17 protein-coding genes are annotated in these 18,893 nt (G+C 37.1%); 9 read left to right on the top strand and 8 right to left on the bottom strand.

Features of this window, described 5'->3' with window-relative positions:
- Positions 1–422 precede the first annotated feature (422 nt).
- From RIV7116_RS36500 to murF, 3 genes are all read left to right on the top strand, one after another.
- Complete coding sequence (locus RIV7116_RS36500; protein ID WP_198287539.1) at positions 423–584, top strand: hypothetical protein; 162 nt, start codon at positions 423–425, stop codon at positions 582–584.
- A 169-nt stretch (positions 585–753) separates the two neighbouring features.
- Entirely contained in the window at positions 754–1,197 is a 444-nt protein-coding gene (locus tag RIV7116_RS17050; RefSeq protein ID WP_015119546.1) for a tellurite resistance TerB family protein, read from the top strand.
- A 392-nt stretch (positions 1,198–1,589) separates the two neighbouring features.
- The gene (gene murF / locus RIV7116_RS17045) at positions 1,590–2,954 is read left to right on the top strand and encodes a UDP-N-acetylmuramoyl-tripeptide--D-alanyl-D-alanine ligase (protein ID WP_015119545.1); all 1,365 of its coding nucleotides are present in this window, start codon (positions 1,590–1,592) and stop codon (positions 2,952–2,954) included.
- A gap of 108 nt (positions 2,955–3,062) precedes the next feature.
- On the opposite strand, the gene RIV7116_RS17040 is transcribed toward murF, so the two are convergent.
- Complete coding sequence (locus RIV7116_RS17040) at positions 3,063–3,398, bottom strand: hypothetical protein (RefSeq protein ID WP_015119544.1); 336 nt, start codon at positions 3,396–3,398, stop codon at positions 3,063–3,065.
- A 178-nt stretch (positions 3,399–3,576) separates the two neighbouring features.
- On the opposite strand from RIV7116_RS17040, the gene RIV7116_RS33965 reads away from it, so the two are divergent.
- Positions 3,577–4,101 (top strand): GNAT family N-acetyltransferase, encoded by a 525-nt coding sequence (locus tag RIV7116_RS33965; protein WP_015119543.1) that lies wholly within the window; start codon positions 3,577–3,579, stop codon positions 4,099–4,101.
- A 117-nt stretch (positions 4,102–4,218) separates the two neighbouring features.
- Here RIV7116_RS33965 and RIV7116_RS37025 read toward each other — a convergent pair whose 3' ends face one another.
- Positions 4,219–4,296, bottom strand: coding sequence for a hypothetical protein (locus RIV7116_RS37025; RefSeq protein WP_232435825.1), 78 nt, complete (start codon positions 4,294–4,296; stop codon positions 4,219–4,221).
- Positions 4,297–4,545: 249 nt separating this feature from the next.
- Between RIV7116_RS37025 and petJ the strand changes: the two genes are divergently transcribed.
- The 4 genes from petJ to RIV7116_RS35885 all read left to right on the top strand — a co-directional run bounded on the left by petJ (position 4,546) and on the right by RIV7116_RS35885 (position 8,632).
- On the top strand, positions 4,546–5,073 hold the full coding sequence (gene petJ / locus RIV7116_RS37640) for a cytochrome c6 PetJ (protein WP_015119542.1): 528 nt from the start codon (positions 4,546–4,548) through the stop codon (positions 5,071–5,073).
- 187 nt (positions 5,074–5,260) lie between these two features.
- The gene (locus RIV7116_RS17025; RefSeq protein WP_015119541.1) at positions 5,261–6,142 is read left to right on the top strand and encodes a tetratricopeptide repeat protein; all 882 of its coding nucleotides are present in this window, start codon (positions 5,261–5,263) and stop codon (positions 6,140–6,142) included.
- 932 nt (positions 6,143–7,074) lie between these two features.
- Positions 7,075–7,740 carry a peptidoglycan-binding protein gene (locus RIV7116_RS33960; protein WP_232435708.1) on the top strand — a complete coding sequence of 222 codons (666 nt, stop codon included), beginning with the start codon at positions 7,075–7,077 and terminating at the stop codon, positions 7,738–7,740.
- Positions 7,741–7,882: 142 nt separating this feature from the next.
- Entirely contained in the window at positions 7,883–8,632 is a 750-nt protein-coding gene (locus RIV7116_RS35885; protein ID WP_015119539.1) for a peptidoglycan-binding protein, read from the top strand.
- A 9-nt stretch (positions 8,633–8,641) separates the two neighbouring features.
- Here the strand turns inward: RIV7116_RS35885 and RIV7116_RS17010 are convergent, their stop codons facing one another.
- The 4 genes from RIV7116_RS17010 to RIV7116_RS16995 all read right to left on the bottom strand — a co-directional run bounded on the left by RIV7116_RS17010 (position 8,642) and on the right by RIV7116_RS16995 (position 15,146).
- Positions 8,642–11,062, bottom strand: coding sequence for a sucrose synthase (locus RIV7116_RS17010; RefSeq protein ID WP_015119538.1), 2,421 nt, complete (start codon positions 11,060–11,062; stop codon positions 8,642–8,644).
- Between the two features lie 680 nt (positions 11,063–11,742).
- A complete protein-coding gene (locus RIV7116_RS17005; RefSeq protein WP_015119537.1) occupies positions 11,743–12,648 on the bottom strand; it encodes an ABC transporter permease in 906 nt (301 codons plus the stop codon).
- Positions 12,649–12,792: 144 nt separating this feature from the next.
- Positions 12,793–13,878, bottom strand: coding sequence for a PotD/PotF family extracellular solute-binding protein (locus RIV7116_RS17000; protein ID WP_015119536.1), 1,086 nt, complete (start codon positions 13,876–13,878; stop codon positions 12,793–12,795).
- A gap of 134 nt (positions 13,879–14,012) precedes the next feature.
- The gene (locus RIV7116_RS16995; RefSeq protein ID WP_015119535.1) at positions 14,013–15,146 is read right to left on the bottom strand and encodes an ABC transporter ATP-binding protein; all 1,134 of its coding nucleotides are present in this window, start codon (positions 15,144–15,146) and stop codon (positions 14,013–14,015) included.
- A 452-nt stretch (positions 15,147–15,598) separates the two neighbouring features.
- Between RIV7116_RS16995 and mrdA the strand changes: the two genes are divergently transcribed.
- Entirely contained in the window at positions 15,599–17,428 is a 1,830-nt protein-coding gene (gene mrdA / locus RIV7116_RS16990) for a penicillin-binding protein 2 (RefSeq protein ID WP_015119534.1), read from the top strand.
- 170 nt (positions 17,429–17,598) lie between these two features.
- Here mrdA and RIV7116_RS16985 read toward each other — a convergent pair whose 3' ends face one another.
- On the bottom strand, positions 17,599–18,093 hold the full coding sequence (locus RIV7116_RS16985) for a pentapeptide repeat-containing protein (protein ID WP_015119533.1): 495 nt from the start codon (positions 18,091–18,093) through the stop codon (positions 17,599–17,601).
- Positions 18,094–18,632: 539 nt separating this feature from the next.
- Entirely contained in the window at positions 18,633–18,791 is a 159-nt protein-coding gene (locus RIV7116_RS37020) for a hypothetical protein (RefSeq protein ID WP_232435707.1), read from the bottom strand.
- Between the last annotated feature and the right edge of the window lie 102 nt (positions 18,792–18,893).

Here is an 18,893-nt window from a genome sequence, read left to right as displayed (position 1 = left end):
TCGCTCAAGAATAGATTTTACAAGCTACACAGTCTTCTGCAAAAATTGAAATTGAGAATATTTAGCTTAAGATAATACTTCCAAAAATACTTTTGAAGCTGACTTTCCCCATGCCATTATAATTTATAACTAAAGACAAAATAGCATGGGACTAAGGTAACTAATTTAACTGATATTTACCTATATTTGTATCTAACGAGATAGCAATATTATTAAGCAGCCAAGCTTCAAGAAAATAAATTTAAATAACATTTACATAAAAGTCATATTACTTCAAAACAAAATGTTATAACTATACCTGTTAAGAAGCTAAAGTTTTGTTAAGATACCCGTAAAGGGTGTTTTATTGACATAAATTTAACGCTTAGATTTTTGAAACGTTCACTCTTCGCTAGTTACTATTGAGTTCAGGTAAATAAGCTATGACCACCTATATTTTTTTTGATGAAGCCCTACACATATTTGTAAAAGCCTTTTTGGCTTCAGTAATGCTGCTAATGACTATATCTGGATTGGGCTTGGCAGTCGTCAGCACCATTGAGAAAGAAAACGAAAACAATCCTTGTGCCAAGCTTTTTCGATAAATCTACGGAAAAAGAATATTAATTCATCAAAAAAACTGAGTGCAAGTGTTCGGTTTGGGTAAATACTGGGCACAATATACTTATGAAAAGTTTGTAGTATTATTTACTAGAAAAATAACTTCTACGTATATACACTACTACAAATAAACTATTTAAGGAATAAGTATAAATGAGTCTATTTGATAGAGCATCCAGTTCTCAAAGTAGAGTAAAAAATGCACTCAGTCCAGCAGAAGCTCTTGCTTCTATCGCCCTAATAGCAGTTGCTCCAGATGGCAACCTTTCAAGCAAACAGACACACGACATTCATGAAGCATTGTCTAGTCTAAAGCTGTTGTGCAGCTACTCTACAGAGGACATGCAATCGATGTTTGATGTCTTGTCTGGTATTATTAGACACGAGGGCGTAAACAACTTATTTGATTCGGCGAAAGATTCTCTTTCGGAAGAATTGAGGGAGACGGCTTTTGCGGTAGCTACCGACTTAATTTTGGTAGATGGCATTCTTGTTGAAGAGCAAGACTTTTTAGTTGAGTTGTATCAAGCCTTGCGTATTCGCGGCGAAATTGGTCAAAAAATTATCGAAGTAATGTTTATTAAGAATCGGGGATAGCAGTCATTAAAGTCAAAATTTAAATATTAATCTTAAGAAGTGGATTAATAAAAGCAATATAGGAAACAAAAACCATTCATAGTTTTGGTTGTATTCCTTACTTAATTGTTGCTTGCTAATACCAAAACTTGATAAACAAAATTAAATAACCATGTTTTTTAAATGTGTCATCGCGAAGATCAACTTGTGATGACACATTTTTAATAGGTTGAATAGGGATGATTTTGACTTAATATGACCACTATATGTAAAAATGTTAAATCCGGTACTTTATGTTTTCCCTAAAAGAACTATAGGATTAGAGGACTTTGTTTGCGAGGGTTGCTTGCGAACAGTTCGATGATTCCTCGACTTTAATAAATAAACTTTCGTAATCCCAAATACCCGGTATTATGCCTTGTTCCGCCACTCTCAAACAGCTAGTTGAATTGCTCGGCGCTCAAAGCGCAAATCTTTCTGAAACAGCACTTGCAGAATCTTTTTTCGGTATACAAACAGACAGTCGAATTATAAAACCTGGAGAAGTCTTTGTAGCTTTTCGTGGTGAAAAGTTTGATGGACATAAATTTGTAGCTACAGCAATTGAAAAAGGAGCTATTGCAGCAATTGTTGATTTTGAATACGAAAATTCTCAATTGCCTGTATTAAAAGTAACGAATACCTTAGAAACTTATCAAAAAATAGCTCAATGGTGGCGCAATCAATTTTCAATACCCATAATTGGGGTTACGGGTTCTGTAGGCAAAACTACGACTAAGGAATTAATTGCTGGGGTTTTAAGTACTCAAGGAAGAGTTCACAAAACTTATGCAAATTTCAACAATGAAATTGGCGTACCGAAAACTCTTTTGGAATTGGTTGCCGAACATGATTACGCTGTTATAGAAATGGCGATGCGGGGACTCGGACAAATTGCAGAGCTTACGCAAATAACCCGTCCAACAATTGCCGTAATTACCAATGTCGGAACAGCGCATATTGAGTTACTCAAGTCAGAAGAAGCCATAGCTCAAGCAAAATGCGAATTATTGGCAGAAATGCCCAAAGATGGAGTAGCTATTCTCAACTACGACAATCCGTTATTAATGAAAACGGCTGCAAAAGTTTGGCAGGGTAAAGTTATTAGCTTCGGTTTTACTGGTGGCGACATTCACGGTAAATTGATTGACAACTATACTTTAGAAATTGCCGGTTTGCGTTTACCTTTACCGATGCCGGGAAGACACATTGGGGCGAATTACATGGCAGCTTTAGCTGTTGCAAAAGTATTAAACATCGATTGGAGTAACTTTAAAAACGGTGTTGCGGTTGACATGCCAGGAGGGCGTTCCCAGCAATTCACTTTACTTAACGATGTATTAATTTTAGACGAAACATATAATGCAGCACCAGAAGCAATGGTTGCAGCATTGAATTTATTAGCCGAAACACCGGGCAAGCGACGCATTGCCGTACTAGGTGCAATGAAAGAACTTGGAGAAAAATCCGAACAATTGCATCAACAGATTGGAGAAACCGCACGCTCTTTAAACTTAGATGCCTTGATGGTATTAGTTGACTGTGCGGATGCCGAAGCTTTAGCCAAAAGTGCCGAAGGTATCCCGATTCAGTGCTACTCTAATCATGAAGAATTAGCAACCGGCTTGAAACAATATCTCCAAGAAGGCGATCGCATCTTATTTAAAGCAGCACATTCTGTCGGACTTGATAAAGTCGTAAGTCAGTTACGCAATGACTTCAGCAAGTCTGCTGCCTAATCAGTTAGCAGCGAGCGGTTAACAATAAGCAATTAGCAATAAAGGGACAATCGGATGGGGGCTATAAGTAAATTTTCTATATCACCCCCATCAATATCCAACGCCCAATCACCTATTTCCAATTAAAAAATAAGTCCGAATGTAACGTCTTTGAAATAAAAATGCACCTAAATTAGTAAACAAACAAGTAATCGCTAACCATAACAAAATGTAGGTTGGAACGGCAACGACACCAATCGAGAACCAGGTGTATACGTGCATTATCATTACTGCTGCAAAAAAAGTAGCAACAACCGTCGATTGCAAAACTTGAGCCAATGGACGATGAAGTGCAGCAAGAATCATTGTTGACAACGTAGCGATTAAATTTGCTGGAACCAAGAAGGCACAAATAGTTACGCAGTGGTTGCGAGAAAACTCAGTGATTGTGTTAATATCAAGCATCAATTTTTGTTAATATTTTCCACTTGCTACCATTTATGTAACACATTTGTGAAAAAACTAGATGTGTTCAATTATATATTTTTAACTTAATTAAGAAAAAATTAAGATTAATTACTAAAGCTGAAAATCCAGAAAAATTAAAATTGTTTTTCGTTTTCAATTTATATATATCGTTTTGATGAGCCTCTCGATTTCACAAGTTACAGTTTCACAGATTCCTGCTCTACACCAAATATTAGTCGAGTGCGGTTTAGATTTACAGAAAAGATGCAATCTTTGTTATTGGGTTCCACCTTACCCGCTAGAAAAAATGCTAAAAGATGCTAGAAATATGGATCTTTATGCAATCAAGTTGGATTCTGAGCTAATTGGTACTTTTACAATTGAGACGAAAATGCCGTCTGGTTATCTCAAATACGGTAATATAAACTGGCAAAATCCAGGTTTATCAGCCTTTTATATGCATAGATTAGCAGTATTGCCGTTATTTCAAGCAAAAGGAATCGGTACTTGGTGTTTGCAACAAATTGAAAATCTAGCAATAAATCGTAATTATTCTGCGGTAAGACTTGATGCAGTTAAGACAAATCAAAAATTATTGAAGTTTTATGAAAAATCTGGTTACAAGAAAGTCGGTGAAATAATTTTTAACCCAGAAGATAAATACGAAGATGCTTTCGTCTTTGAGAAAGTAGTCGCTTAAGTTTGGACAACGCAAAAATAATTCAAAAACAATTCAAATAGAGACGTTTTAATGCAACGTCTCCCTGAAAAATTTATTTCACTCCAAAATGCGCGGCTATAGCTTCCGAATCGCCGATTAATTTACCATCGATAAATAACTAAAATCTTTATTCAAGGTAATTTCTTCATAAGTTAAACCTTGCTCTTTTAGTATCTCTTTGGCACGAGCGCAGAAAGGACAACCTTACTTAGCAAATATAATTTAAGCGCAGTAGTTATGACTATGCTGTAAGAAAGCAGGCACAACGCCAAATTTATAATTCTTCCCCTCCTTATCCATAAAAACTAGAAGCAATATTTTTTGTATTTGTATATTCCTGTCATTTCACAACCGCATTTTTAACGATAAGCTTGAGCGTGCAAATCGTAACTAAGGAATTTGGTTGATTAAGGAAAAATACTTATGAGAAAAATACTATCTATTGTATTTCTAGTAATACCTCTATTGTTTTTTACTTACGCTTGTGGTGAAGAGACTCAAGCTACAGAAGCTCCTAGAATTGAACAAATTGCTCCAGCTGTACGTAACGCTGTTGAAAAAGCCAAAACAGCGGTTGAAACTGCAACAAGTAAAGTCGCTGAAGCTGTGAAAGTTACTGAGGAGCCTGTTGTTGAAGCAGTTGAACCTGTAGAGACAGAAGTAGTAGTAGCGGTTGCACCTGTAGTAATGGCTGCTTCTCACGAAGAAGGTGCCCAGCTTTTCAAGCAGAATTGTGCGGCTTGTCACGCAGGTGGAGGAAACCTGGTAGCTGCAAACAAAACCTTGAAAAAGGAGGCTCTTGAAAAGTACGACATGTATTCAAAAGAAGCAATTGTTTACCAAGTCACTAATGGTAAAAATGCAATGCCAGCTTTTGGAAAACGTTTATCTTCCGAACAGATAGAAAGTCTTGCTGGATATGTTTTAGCTCAAGCTGATAAAGGTTGGTAAAAGTTTAGCTTGAAATTCTAAGAGAAACTATTAGAAAATTTAGTGGTTAATAGTTGTTCTTTCGTATAGGTAACTACGAAAAAAATAGCTGTTAACCACTAATTATTATGTATTAGCTTTTCTTTCCCTACCCACTATCTTTTTATTAATACTCATGCGGTTTTACCAAATCTTCGCGACTTTGGTTATGGTTATCGTACTTATGCTATTTTCCTTTCCAGCAGGAGCTTTAGGATTACCACAGGGTAGCTCGCAAGACTTATTTAAATTAGGTATCAGTCAACTTGAAAATGATGAATATACCACAGCTATTGAAAATTTTACCCAAGCAATTGAGATTAATCCCAATTACGCTAAAGCTTATTACAATCGCTGCTTGGCTTTCTTAAACTCTTCAGATTATCAACACGCCATAGCAGACTGCGATACGGCTTTAGAACAAAGCCCCGATTTTTTTGAAGCTTACCTAAATCGGGGTTTAGCATATTACAACTTACAACTACCCGCAGCTGCCATCGCTGATTTTAATTACTTTCTGTCTATTTTTCCGGATGACTTCCGAGCCTATTATGACAGAGGTTTGGCATATTTCGACGAAGAAATCTATCAAAAAGCAGTTGGCGATTACAGCAGAGCATTAGAGCTGATTCCTCCAACAAATACTCAGCATATTGCAGCAATATACAACAACTTAGGGTTGACGTATCTGCAATTGGATGAATTTGAATTAGCTATCAAAGATTTTTCTCAAGCAATTTCAGCAGGCGTAGAAGATGCTAGCTATTATTGCAATCGGGGTTATGCTTTTCGTCAATTAGAAAAATACAAGCAGGCGATTGATGATTTTACCGAATCAATTCGACTCAATCGCAGACAAAGCGCGGCTTATATTGGTAGAGGTTTTGCTTTTTATAGCAGTGGTAAACAACAAGAAGCTCGTGAAGATTTTCTGCAAGCTGCCGAATACTTTCGCGATTGCGGAAAAATGCAGCAATTCCATCAAATTGTTTATCTAATTAAAATTATTCGCCATAAATCACCTTTTATTTATAAGGCTTTATTGACTTAACAGTTAGGGGCGCTCTGCTCCTAATTAGTCAAGAGGGAGCTATATCGAATTTTTGAAATTAATTAGGTGAAATATAAGCACCTTCTTTTCAACGATGTCATAGAATGATGACTTTCATGGCTTGAATAACTTATTTTCTATGCTGATAACACGGTTGTCTAAAGTAATCTAAGAAACCTCATTTTTTTTAAGCCCTATTATCAGCTTGATTGTTCTTTTTGAACTATTACTAAGTGAAATTTACAGATAAATAAATGTAGATAATGGTTAAATCAATTACCAAAGAATAATCTAAGTAAGTTTAATTATGCTTAATTTCGATAAAATATAATAAAAATTTTCATGTATATATTAAATTAGGGCACTATTTACTATTAATTACATCTATATACTTAGCAATAAGTTTTTGTGCCTAACACTTTTGGATTATATCGGCGATTATTTCCCGATCAGAATTTGAGTGCAAGTATAAAAAATATTAAAATGCACTTTTTTTTAATAAATTCAAGATATATTGTGACAGATTTTGTAGTGGGTAACAGGAATTACAGTTCTATAATTTGGTTGCAGATTACAATTGCACAAATACTAATAAAGTTCAGATAGGCAATTGCAACCGGGGGATGTTCGTCGAATTGAATTATCCCTTGCGATCGCTGTTTGTATTTGAATTCTTAGTGTGAAAGCATCATTAATACACAGAAAAATGTTTGATTCATACCCGCGCTTGCATCTACATAATTATATAAGGACGCTACAGAACTATTTCTATTTGTGGCAGGAATAAATTATTTTTTAGGTATAAGTACGCAGTTTTCCGGAAGAAGAGTGGGAAACTCTGTGTAAAGAAAATATGGGTATTAGTAAAATGAAATACCATGAATGATATTGGATTGCTGATAACGAGCGCCCTCACAACAGGACATCCATCTGTGCCCTACTTATTTAATGAAACAACAGTTGAGCTTAACTTAAACGTTAAAGAATCAAATCTTATTCAATCAACTGGGTTGGTTACTCCTGCTCGGATTACACCACCAGAATTTATCCAGTCAAATGGAATTCAAATAGCTTCAACAGTTTTTTTCTCACCGAAAAACGAATATGTACTGAGAAAAATCAGAAGTAGAATTGATTCTGTTGACTGCACTCAATTGGCTAGCAAGGCTATTTCTGCAACCAAGGAGCCAATTATTATAAAAAGTGTCTATGATGACGACCCGCCCTTAAAAACGAGTGAGATTATATTGCCTTCAACTTCTGAACCTAGTTTGACAGACGCAATTGAAAATACACCGTTTGTTACCCCCCAATTCCAGCAGACTTTTGCAGGAGCGCCCAATCAATCCAGACGAAGGAATTCAAGAAGGCTTTTTAGTAGATATAACCAAAGGTTGCCGAATTTAAGTTATGGCAATTCTGGTGTCTCTGTCAGGGTATTGCAGCGGCTGTTATTAGCCAACGGCTACCGCATTCGCATTGATGGCAATTTCGGCGCTCTTACAGAAACTGCTGTTAAAGCTTTCCAAAGTAACCGGAATTTGATTATAGATGGTGTAGTTGGACAACAGACTTGGAGAGAATTGACAAGGAAATAACAATGTAGAAGAAAACACTTTGAATCATACCCTAAAACAAGTATATACTTAAGTATATTAAAATACATTTGACCTCAGAGTTTTTCCGGATGTAAACTTATGATGCTGTCATAAGTAGTGTAGGTATTAGGAGGTCAAGTAGATGACCGTACTGGGTTTGCTGGTGGCAAGCTTTATAACGCAGGGGCAACCGTTTCTGCCTACATTTTCGGCTCAAGCTAGCTTCCAATCGAAGACAGTTCAGCAAGATTCAATTTCTAATCAACATTTGTCTGCTTTGGTCGTTCGTATAGACAGTAAATCCAACTTGTCATCCTCTAATAATAAGTATCAAAAAATACTTATTATTTTGTCGAATAAAATTTTCCGTAATGGTTCTTACAAATCAATAAACAAGCGAAGGTATCCCAGAAAAATAACTTACTCTCCTTCATTAACAAATTGTTCTACAAATGTTCCGCCTGTTTTAAAGACAAGCTTTGGGCTTATCCCTAAAAAAGAATGGGATATGCCACAAACGCCTTTATATGATGCAGAGCAGCGTTTACTAGCACAGTATTATCGAGGTCGTCAGCTACCAGTATTGCGTTATGGCAATACTGGTAATGCCGTTCGAGTATTACAAACACTGTTAATGTATAACCGCTACCGCGTGCGTGTAACCGGGGATTTTGATGTAATAACAGAAGCGGCAGTAAAAGCTTTTCAGTCAAATCGAAGATTGGCAGCAGATGGAATAGTTGGATCTCGGACTTGGCGAGAACTAACAAGATACGCAACAATCTATTCAAAAAGAGACCCGATGGAAATTCCCATGTTTGGCAACGAGCCGCTTTTGCCTTGGCAAAGAAGCTTTCGAGGGAATTTAGCCGAGTCTACTTTGAGTATTTAAACTATATATTTAGCGATATTGATGCTGTTCGAGTTGTTGTTGCGCTCTTGGTTTATACATTAAGTAGAATAATGATTCTAGATAGCGTAATAGGTCTTCCCTTTTTTCTTTGGAAGTAAAGTTCCAAAAGCCATAAATTCGCGCTAAAGTTAGTAGTTTGTTAACGTGAATTTTCCAAGTATAAGTACTATAAACTCTATCTATACCAGCTTGAGAAATTTCATTCCAATAGTTAGGATTTTGTTGGCATTTAGCAATAAAATCCAATATTTTGCTGGCTGTATTTTCTAAATTTGTCGGATTTATATAAAATCCATTTACTGTATCCTGAATAATCTCTAAAGGTCCGCCAAATTGAGTTCCAAAAGTTGGTAGCCCTGAAATCATAGATTCTAAAATTGTTAAACCGAAAGCTTCAAACAATGCGGGTTGAACAAATATTCCTTTACGATCGGCTATTACTCGGTAAACTTCACCAGAATCGGCTTTGGATAAGCGCACGCCCAACCAGCGAATTTTTCCGTGGAGATTGTATTTTTCTATCGCATCGTAAAGCTTGATGATTTCGTCTCTTTCTTCGTTATCTCCCGATTCTTCAACGCGTAATTTACCCGCGACTAAAATTAAATTACAGCCCTCTTGTAATTCCTGGCTTTGACCAAAACATTCTGCTAAACCTGTAAGGTTCTTAATTCTATCCAAACGAGCCATTGAGAATAAAGGACGTTTGTTGGGGTCATCAAGTTTACCAAATACCTGAGTTGGATCTTCTAAGGTAAAGACCATTTCTTCTAATCTTTGGCGATCGCTTTCAATCCGTTCTTCTTTTCGCGAATAAGGAAAGAAGCAATTTTCGTTTACTCCTGGGGGTACTACATTAAATTTGGGGCTAAATAGTTCAATCCCATTTGCCACATGATACAAATCCGGCATCGTAAAGCATTGATAGGATTCATACTGTCCTACACTATCGGGTGTTCCGACAATTTCTTGATAAGTGGAGCTAATCACAAAGTTAGCTGCATTCATCGCAATTAAGTCGGCAGTGAATTGTAAAGAGAAATGATACTTATCTTCTAAGTCCTGCCAATATAAGTTACTAAATAGATATTTCGATTTTTCTAAAGCATGGGCTACGTTGCATTGAGTGACTTTTAGGCGACGCGATAACAGAAATGCAACTAAATTGCCATCAGTATAGTTACCAACAATTAAATCTGGTCTACCTTGAAACTCTGCCAATAGTTCTTTTTCCGCATCAATAGCAAAAGTTTCTAAGTAAGGCCAAATCTCAAACCGGGAAATCCAGTTTTGAGTCATGTTAGGATTGTATTCCCGGAAAGGAACCCTTAAAATCCAGGCATTTTGAGTACCGTGAACCTTTTCTAAACGTTGATTGCAAAGAGTACCATCGCTGTTAGGAATTAAACGAGTCAGAATAATTACTTTTGGCTGAACGTTTAATGTTTCTAAACCAGCAAGTTGTGCATCTTCCTGGAGTTGTATTTCCAGACTTTTGGCTTGATCGAGAACATAAACTACTTGCCCACCGGTATCCGGACGACCTAAAACTCCCTCTTGAGCAAACCAACCGTGAGAAGATACCAAGACGATTTTAAAAATCATGGGAACCCGCGAAATAAAGGCTTCCAAAATTTTGGGATCTGGAGAATCCATCAACTCGTCAAGAATATTTAAAGTCTCTAAAACCCGAGCAGCGGTATTACCCCATCCTGGTTCAAACCCCATTGTTTGCAATTGAAAGCGAAAATTCTCGTAAGATTCTTCTTTAGGACGATTGCCGACAAAATCTATAGCCTTTTTAAGTTGTTGAGAAAGATGCTGTTGGGATTTTAGACTACTATTTATTAACAGTTGAACGCCATTATATTGATGCAACTGTAGAAAATTAAATAAACTTTCTAACCATTGCTTGGAATCTGCAAATAGTTTGCTAGAAAGGTAGCGGTTAAGATATTCGACTCCTTTTCCGATATTTTTGGGGTCGCGAATTTGAGGAGAATAATCGTAAAAAGGAGCAAAATCTAATTCTAGTAAATCACCTTCTTGAGGATTAAATTTATTGACAAAACGGTCGCGCACGTTTAAAAGTTCTTTTGTCGTTAAATTCTCAATATTCAACTCGTCCGTCAACCGGAAGACTTCTTGACAAGCAATTTTAGGACGAATAATAAAACAAAAGCTAGATTCTTCTCGAATAATTTCTTGAGTATAGTAAATCAGTTTGCTTAAATTTGAAGTTGTGTAAAATTCTTCGCTCTTTTTATATTTTGAACAATATTCTCGATAAGAATTAAGTATGTCGTTACGCAATAAATAACTATTTTCCTGTTGCCGTAAATCGCTTAAAAAAGACCGAAAATCACTCTTTTCTTCACTATCTAAGATTGTTTGAATTAGTTCTGACATGGTAAAACGGATACTATTCTTTGTACGTGAAAACTACTGAAACTAAAGGTTGAAAATAAACTTTATCACCTCTTACTTCTTCAGAAATAGCTTATTATTTTCTTTTTGCACTCTAACTAAAGACGTACAATTTTTAAGTTTGTGGAGCGTCTATAATCGGCAATCAATCATTAATATACCGTCGGAGTCTTTTCCTGAAACAATTACTTGAGTATGCTGCCATATCTCCAGCAGTTCTGCAATCCCAAGCATTAACCGGACAATATCCTATCAATTAGTTTTATTGCTCTAAATACAAAATTATATTTATGGCTTGCTTAGTTTACAACCATTTTTTAGCTTTAGAATTTAAGTCGATAGTTACCCACACAAACTTATCTATATATCAAGTTTATAGAATACATATTTAGGTCTTCTATGTTAAAAATTATTTTAATAAAAATACTCAAACAACAAAAATATTCCATAATATTTTAAGAATTGTTTTTATTGATAAAATTATCAACCAAGTATTTATACTCACTTAAATTGGTTAATCTGAAGCATTCAATCCAAATTATATTTTCAGAAAGCTAATAAACTCTTTGATTAGCTAAAAAAATATTTCGCAACAAAAAATCCCACACTTTTTGTGGATTTTAGATTCTCTTGCATAGTTAGATTTATTTGTGCCGACTTACTTACCTTTGAGGTTTAGCTTCACCAAACTTGATTAAAAACGCGATCGCTAAACTTACCAGCAAAATTAAAACCGTACTTAAAGCAGAACCAAAACCCCAATTCTGAGCAGCACCAAGGAACTGATTGTAAATTAATCTTGCTGCTGTCATGCTTGAAGCACCACCTAATAATTCGGGGTTAACATAATCTCCCAAACCAGTGATGAATACTAACATCGAAGCAGCTGTAATACCGGGGAGAATCTGAGGTACGGTTACTTTCATAAATACCTGGATAGAATTTGCTCCTAAATCAGATGCGGCTTCGAGCAAGCGCTTGTCTAGTTTTTCTAAAGAAGCATATAAAATCAACACCATATAAGGTAGTAAACTATAGCTCATACCAATTAATACACCTTCAGTACTATTGAGTAAATTTAAAGTTGGTAAATTGAAATAAGCTAATGCGGTATTGAGTAAACCTGTAGGACGCAAAATTGTAATCCAAGCATAAGAGCGAAGTAGCGAGGAAGTCCATAAAGGTAAAATAAAAGCTAGGAGTAGTAAATTTCGCCACCGTTTCGATACCATGCGCGCAATCCAAAATGCCACGGGGAAGCCTACTGCTAAACAAATTACTGTAGTAGCTAAAGCTAAAAGCAAAGAACGTTTAATTACCTGTAAATAAAGAGGATCGAATATACGTAAATAATTTTCAAAACCGCTGGGATTTACAATATCTCCAGGTCTAATTCCGGGTACAAAGCTTAATTGAATAATTATCAGAGTTGGTAATACTAATAATAACAATAGCCAAATAGCAGCCGGTGCTAATAATACTAAAGCTTGAAACCAGTTTTGTCTGGTTCTACTCGATTGAATTTTCTGGGAATCGTTTGGTTGGGAAGTTTGAATTTCGGTAGTCATTAAGTAAGAAGTAAAAAGTTAATAATTTAAGTTTTAAATGAAAATAGTCCCGCAGAATTAAAACAATCCTGCGAGCAAGCGACTCAATGGTACGAAAAAGCTAAAAGTTGGTACACAAATCCTTTCGGCGAAACTTAACTCACATTAACTACTCGTTAATTGAGTCCAATAGCGCTCATAAACTTCTTCAAACTCTCCGACAGGACTAAGGCGTTCGCATTTTTCTAAAATATTTTCGGGTGGAAATAAAGTCGGATTATTTTGAATTTTTTCGGGCAATAATTCAAAACCAGCTTGATTTGGAGTCGCAACACCCAAACGTTGACTCATGCGTGCTGCAACTTCTGGCTTCAGCATAAAATTGATCCATTCATAAGCACCATCTATATTACTAGTAGTTATAGGAATTGCAATCGTATCAGTCCATAACGAAGAGCCGCTTTTAGGTGTAATATATTTCAACTTAGGGTTATCTCTAGTTATCAGAAAAGCATCTGATGAATAACACATTGCTAAAACTAAATCTCCTGACAAGATTTGATTGCGCCATGCATCAGTACTAAAAGCAGCGATATCAGGTTTCAAAACTTGCAGTTTTTCATAAGCTTGTTGAATCTGCTTTCCCGACTGCGAATTATAAGAATAGCCCAACATTTTTAAAACACCACCAATTACTTCTCTGGCATCATTTAGCAAAGTAATTCGTTTAGAAAGTTTTTTCTGGTTTTGCCAGAGATAATCCCAATCTTGAGGTGGTGTTTCAAGTTTTTCAGAATTATAAATAAAGCCAGTGGTACCCCAACTCATCGGTACGCTATAAGTATTTTCTTGGTCGTATTCGGGATTTTGAAATCTTGAGAACAAATTATCTAAGCCGAATAACTTTTGACGTTCTATTTTTTTCAACAATCCTTTATTGACCATCTTTTTGACCATATAGTCAGATGGATAAATTAAGCTATATGTGCCACCACCACTTGCTTGTAACTTTGCTAGCATTACTTCATTAGCATCGTATACATCTGCAAGCACTTTGATACCAGTTTGAGCGCTAAAGGTTTTTAATAATTTTTTATCGGTGTATTGAGTCCATGTATAAAGATACAATTCATCTAGCGCACTATTTACTAGAGAAGATGCTCTCACGTCCCCTAATCTCCAACCACAACTTGCAGTGATGAGTCCAGAAAGTGCAGCTAGCCCCGTACAAAATTTTCTTCTTTTAACCATCAATAATTTTTAAACTTTGATTTTTAATTGTTAATTTGCAATCGGTAATTTATTCGCGATAATTTACGAAAAAATCATCATTTACCAGTTAAAACTGATGTTAGATAGATAAATTTATCTCTTCGTAAATTGAATTATTGATTATTAAGTAAAGCCAAACAATCATCTTCTGCCCACCAAGCATAAATGGGTGTTTCCGGATCTGGTAACAAACCAACTGTACTAGGTTGCATAACGATAATGCGTAAAAGAGGGGTCAACTCAATTAAATAATTAACGTGAGTTCCTAAATACATAATATTAATTAAGCGTCCTTCAAAACAGTTATTCTGTACGCTGGGCTTGTATAGCGAAAGCTGTATTTTTTCTGGACGCACGCTCAATACTACATTCTGGGATACCCCGGTAGGCGTATGTGAATCGCGTTTAACAATAACCTCTAATCCGGCTTCGGTAATCACCCGAATATTGGCTGCGTCAACATCAGCAATTTTCCCTGATAATAAATTGGTATCGCCAATAAAATTCGCTACAAATGGCGACGATGGTTTCTCGTAGATATCATTAGGAGTGCCAATCTGCTCGATGCTACCTTGATTCATCACCGCAATACGTTGTGATAATGACAGCGCTTCCTCCTGATCGTGAGTTACCATAATAAAAGTTAAACCTAAATTTTGGTGTAAGTTTAATAACTCAACCTGCATCTCCTTACGTAGCTTTAAATCTAACGCGCCTAGTGGTTCGTCTAATAATATAACTGCCGGACGATTAACTAAAGCCCGAGCTAATGCTACTCGTTGCTGCTGACCCCCAGAAAGCCCCGAAGGAAATCGCGATCGCAAACTTTCCATTTTCACGAGTTCTAAAGCTTCTTTGACTCGATTGTTAATTTCAGCTTTACGTAGTCTTTTTAATCTCAAACCAAAGGCAATGTTATCCCATACATTGAGATGGTCAAACAAAGCGTAACTTTGAAAAACAGTATTGACAGGTCTGCGATGAGGAGGGACTTTAACCATTGGACGACCTTGAATAAAGACCGATCCTGCATCCGCTTTCTCAAAGCCAGCAATTAAACGTAACACAGTTGTCTTTCCACAACCGGAAGGACCGAGAATACTAAAAAATTCTCCTTGTCTCACATCTAAATCTATGCCGTGCAATACTGGTTCTTTATTAAAGAACTTAAATACTCCAGACAGTTCAACATCAAGCGACTCAAAAGTCGTCATATCCTCTTGCTGCTGCGTTATCGTTTGAGACATAATTCTGGTTAAATTTGGGTGGTAGGTACGTGTTTGCGCCAATATATGTAGTCTATTAAGCTAACCATTATAGGCAATCATGGTTTATTGTATACATCAAAAACAATTTGCGATTGAGCGTTGTTGATGAAGTATAGTTGGCGATTGACTGCAATCGGGTGACTCATCGCTTTCGCATTGTGGATTAATCGTAGATTAAGCCGCAAATAGGAGAATTTTAGAACTTCTGTAAAATAGGATGACGGTTATCCGAATTTTTTATAACAGAAACAAAAACTCAGATTTTAAATCTAAAATCTAAAATATATATGGTCATTTACTGTTTAGCATAAAGTAGCTAAAAATACACTAAAACATCATAAAATATTTCAACTATTTAATAGTTCTCCCCCGGTTTTTACGGGGACACAATCGTATACAGATAATGCTATTTTCTCTATATTTTTAGTTTTATGAGCTTATTACAATTACCATCAATCGGCAATAAAAAAGATGCGCGTACCGTAGGAAAAGGTCCTCAATCTATATTTTTAATATTATTTACCTTATTCCTAACTACGGGAATATTAAGTCGATTGGCATATTTACAAGTAGTTAAAGGAGAAAACTTTAGTAAGCGAGCCGAAGATAACCGCGTTCGTTTGATTTTGCGTCAGCCCGAACGAGGTAATGTTTTTGATAGAAACGGTAAACTTTTAGCCACCACTCGCTATCCTCACTCCGTGTATTTGTGGCCTATGGCACACGAGAAAGAGTCATGGGAAACAGTGGGTTCGCGTTTATCTGAAATTCTCGGTATTCCCCAACAAGAAATTAAAAAACAATTAGAAGAAGCTGGCCCCAATTCTTCTTCATTAGTAAGAATTGCTCGCGATATCAATATTCAGCAAATTACAGCTTTACAAGAATACGAAAGCGATTTACCAGGTGTAGAAATTAATAGAGAAGCTGTTCGTTACTATCCTCACGGCGCACAACTAGCTCACGTACTCGGCTACACTCGCGAACTGACCGCAGAGCAGTTGGCAAAGAAAAAGAAAGACGGCTACCGTCTCGGAGACGTAATCGGACAGATGGGTGTAGAAAGAGCATTTGAAACTACTTTACGAGGAGAATGGGGCGGTCAACAGGTAGAAGTTGACGGTAAAGGTCGTCCCCTCAAAGTATTGGGAGTAAAACAAGCAAAACCCGGACAAGATATCTCATTGACTATAGACCTAGATTTGCAAAAAGCCGCCTATAAAGCTTTGCAGGGACGTACCGGTACAATTGTCGCTCTCGATCCCAACAACGGCGGCATATTAGCAATGGTGTCTTATCCAGCATTTGACCCCAACGTATTTTCCAAACAAAATCCTAAACCCAAAGAGTTAGAAGCGATACTCTTAGGAAAACAGCATCCCATGCTAAATCGTGCCTTTAGAGCTTATCCTCCTGCAAGTACTTTTAAAGTAGTGACTATAGCAGCAGGTTTAGAATCGGGTAAATTTTCTCCAAATACGGTACTGCAAACCTACGGTTATAGAATTTTTGGCGGACACCGTTTTAACGAATGGAACCATGCTGGATTTGGTCCCTTAAATTTTTCAGGAGCTTTAGCTTGGAGTAGCGACACATTCTTTTATCAAGTAGGTGCCAGAATCGGCGGCGAGCAATTAATCAAATGGACCAAAAAATTTGGATTCGGTTCGCAAACAGGTTCGGAATTTTCATTCAGCGAATCAAGAGGATTTGTACCAGATAACGCTTATCAACGAAAATTGTGGAAACGCGATTGGACAGTAGGGGATTCAGTGAATATGTCCATCGGGCAAGGAGCATTACTAGCTACACCTTTACAAGTAGCAAGAATGTTCGCCATTCCAGCAAACAACGGTTACTTAGTCAAACCCCACGTTCTTAAAGACAACGAAGAGAAAAAGAAGTGGCGGGAAAACATTGGGATGAAGCCTTCAACCACAAAAATGATTCAAAGAGGATTGCGAGAAGTAATTACAGATGGTACGGCTAAGTTAATGAACTCGCCAACACTTCCTCCAGTCGCAGGAAAAACCGGAACAGCCGAAGCCTGGAAACCCAACCGCGTCAAAGCAAATCATGCTTGGTTCGGCGCATACGCACCTGTAGACAAACCTGAAGTTGTCATATTAGCATTCGCAGAACACTCCGGAGGTGGTGGAGGTGCAGTCGCCGCACCAATGGTAAAACAAGTTATGGAAGATTACTTCAGCCGTAAATATCCCGGTAAGTATAAAAAAGCTGAAGAGAAGAAGGCTCAGTAATTGTAATTGGGAATAGAGAATAGGGCATTGGGCATTGGGTATTGGGCATTGGGTATTGGGCATTGGTAATTTGAGAAATAAAGGTTAAAGGTTAAAGTTTTAATAACTCCTAACTTCTAACTCCTAACTTTTTCCCCATGCCCCATTACCAATTACCCATTACCAAATACTTACTTACATTCCAAAGAAGCGCGAGTTGATACGCCAGTTTTGGAATTAACTCCACTTGCGGTTTCGCAAAGTTTTTTCACTTCAACACGGTCTAAAATTGCACCGCTAAAATCGGCACCCGTGACATCAACATTACGAAAAATAGTACGTAACATCATTGCATTAGTAAAAATTGCATCACTTAAATCGGAATCCTTAAAGTTTGATAAATAAGCTATGCCATCGGTGAAATCAACACCGTGCAAATTTGAGTTTTCTAATAATGAACCGTTAAAAACAGCGCCGCGCATATCAGCATTGCTAAAATTAGTATCTTCCAAACTCAAAGTAGCGTACTCTTCTCCTACTAAACTTTGACCGGATAAATCTTTACCAGATAGTTCATTTCCAGCCGCACGGGAAATACTAGAAGAACTTGCAGCCTCTGCCGACAAAGGGTATAAAAGCACCACGATAGCTAAAACAAAGCCAGTTAACACTTGCCAAAATTTCATAACTTATCTCTAATTTCTACTTAATAAAACTCAACACATCCACATTTAAGCATACTTGGCAACGAAGAGGATGGGGAGAGGAGGAGATGGGGAGATTCACTGCTTCCCAGTCTCTGGCTGGGAACCGATATCATATAGGCTCTGACTACTCTACTATACTGAAACTGAAGGCAGAGCCTTCATGAATGCATTACAACTCAGACACTTGTGACGAGCAACGAGAATTTAAACTTTGAACACCTAAGCTCCGAACTTATAACTCCTAATTCTTCCAATTACCAATTAGTCTTGACACTCCCGTTCAATTTATGGAAGGGGATTCTTAGTTCGCAGGGACACCAATGTGTTTACCCTCACTAAGCATCTTGACCGTATGCCCTACGGCTGCAAGTCCACGAAGAAGAACTACTTGCGCGGCTGCAACATCTCTATCAGTTTGATAGCCGCAATTATCACATTTATGAACACGTTGTTGCAGCAATTTAAGCTTGCGTTCTGAGTCAACAAAAAACCTCGGACGCTTGAATAAAAGTCCACGCTTATGTTGCAATCATTGATGTTAACCCTACATCAATTCCTATTCCCTCCCCGTGTGGCATTGGTTGTGGTGGATTTACATCCCATTGCACGGTTATCATTACGTACCAACCAGAAACACGTTGAACTAAGAGCGCACTACATACCCATAATTGAGCCACTGCTTGCCGGGGTTCCCCCGGTTGTAGCAAGTTGCGTTAAAAATTAGGGGCACTGTGCGCGGTTCCGGTAGGATATTTAAATATGTTGTTGAGTAGGAAAAT

This window comes from Rivularia sp. PCC 7116, from assembly GCF_000316665.1.
Taxonomy (GTDB): Bacteria; Cyanobacteriota; Cyanobacteriia; order Cyanobacteriales; family Nostocaceae; genus Rivularia.
Note: the sequence above shows the minus strand (reverse complement) of the source record. Positions and strands in the feature narration are given on the sequence as shown.

Bases quoted from the DNA above. Each gene is read 5' to 3' on its own strand.
- RIV7116_RS36500 (WP_198287539.1), top strand. From the start codon at position 423: ATGACCACCTATATTTTTTTTGATGAAGCCCTACACATATTTGTAAAA.
- RIV7116_RS17050 (WP_015119546.1), top strand. From the start codon at position 754: ATGAGTCTATTTGATAGAGCATCCAGTTCTCAAAGTAGAGTAAAAAAT.
- murF (WP_015119545.1), top strand. From the start codon at position 1,590: ATGCCTTGTTCCGCCACTCTCAAACAGCTAGTTGAATTGCTCGGCGCT.
- RIV7116_RS17040 (WP_015119544.1), bottom strand. From the start codon at position 3,398: ATGCTTGATATTAACACAATCACTGAGTTTTCTCGCAACCACTGCGTA.
- RIV7116_RS33965 (WP_015119543.1), top strand. From the start codon at position 3,577: ATGAGCCTCTCGATTTCACAAGTTACAGTTTCACAGATTCCTGCTCTA.
- petJ (WP_015119542.1), top strand. From the start codon at position 4,546: ATGAGAAAAATACTATCTATTGTATTTCTAGTAATACCTCTATTGTTT.
- RIV7116_RS17025 (WP_015119541.1), top strand. From the start codon at position 5,261: ATGGTTATCGTACTTATGCTATTTTCCTTTCCAGCAGGAGCTTTAGGA.
- RIV7116_RS35885 (WP_015119539.1), top strand. From the start codon at position 7,883: ATGACCGTACTGGGTTTGCTGGTGGCAAGCTTTATAACGCAGGGGCAA.
- RIV7116_RS17010 (WP_015119538.1), bottom strand. From the start codon at position 11,062: ATGTCAGAACTAATTCAAACAATCTTAGATAGTGAAGAAAAGAGTGAT.
- RIV7116_RS17005 (WP_015119537.1), bottom strand. From the start codon at position 12,648: ATGACTACCGAAATTCAAACTTCCCAACCAAACGATTCCCAGAAAATT.
- RIV7116_RS17000 (WP_015119536.1), bottom strand. From the start codon at position 13,878: ATGGTTAAAAGAAGAAAATTTTGTACGGGGCTAGCTGCACTTTCTGGA.
- RIV7116_RS16995 (WP_015119535.1), bottom strand. From the start codon at position 15,146: ATGTCTCAAACGATAACGCAGCAGCAAGAGGATATGACGACTTTTGAG.
- mrdA (WP_015119534.1), top strand. From the start codon at position 15,599: ATGAGCTTATTACAATTACCATCAATCGGCAATAAAAAAGATGCGCGT.
- RIV7116_RS16985 (WP_015119533.1), bottom strand. From the start codon at position 18,093: ATGAAATTTTGGCAAGTGTTAACTGGCTTTGTTTTAGCTATCGTGGTG.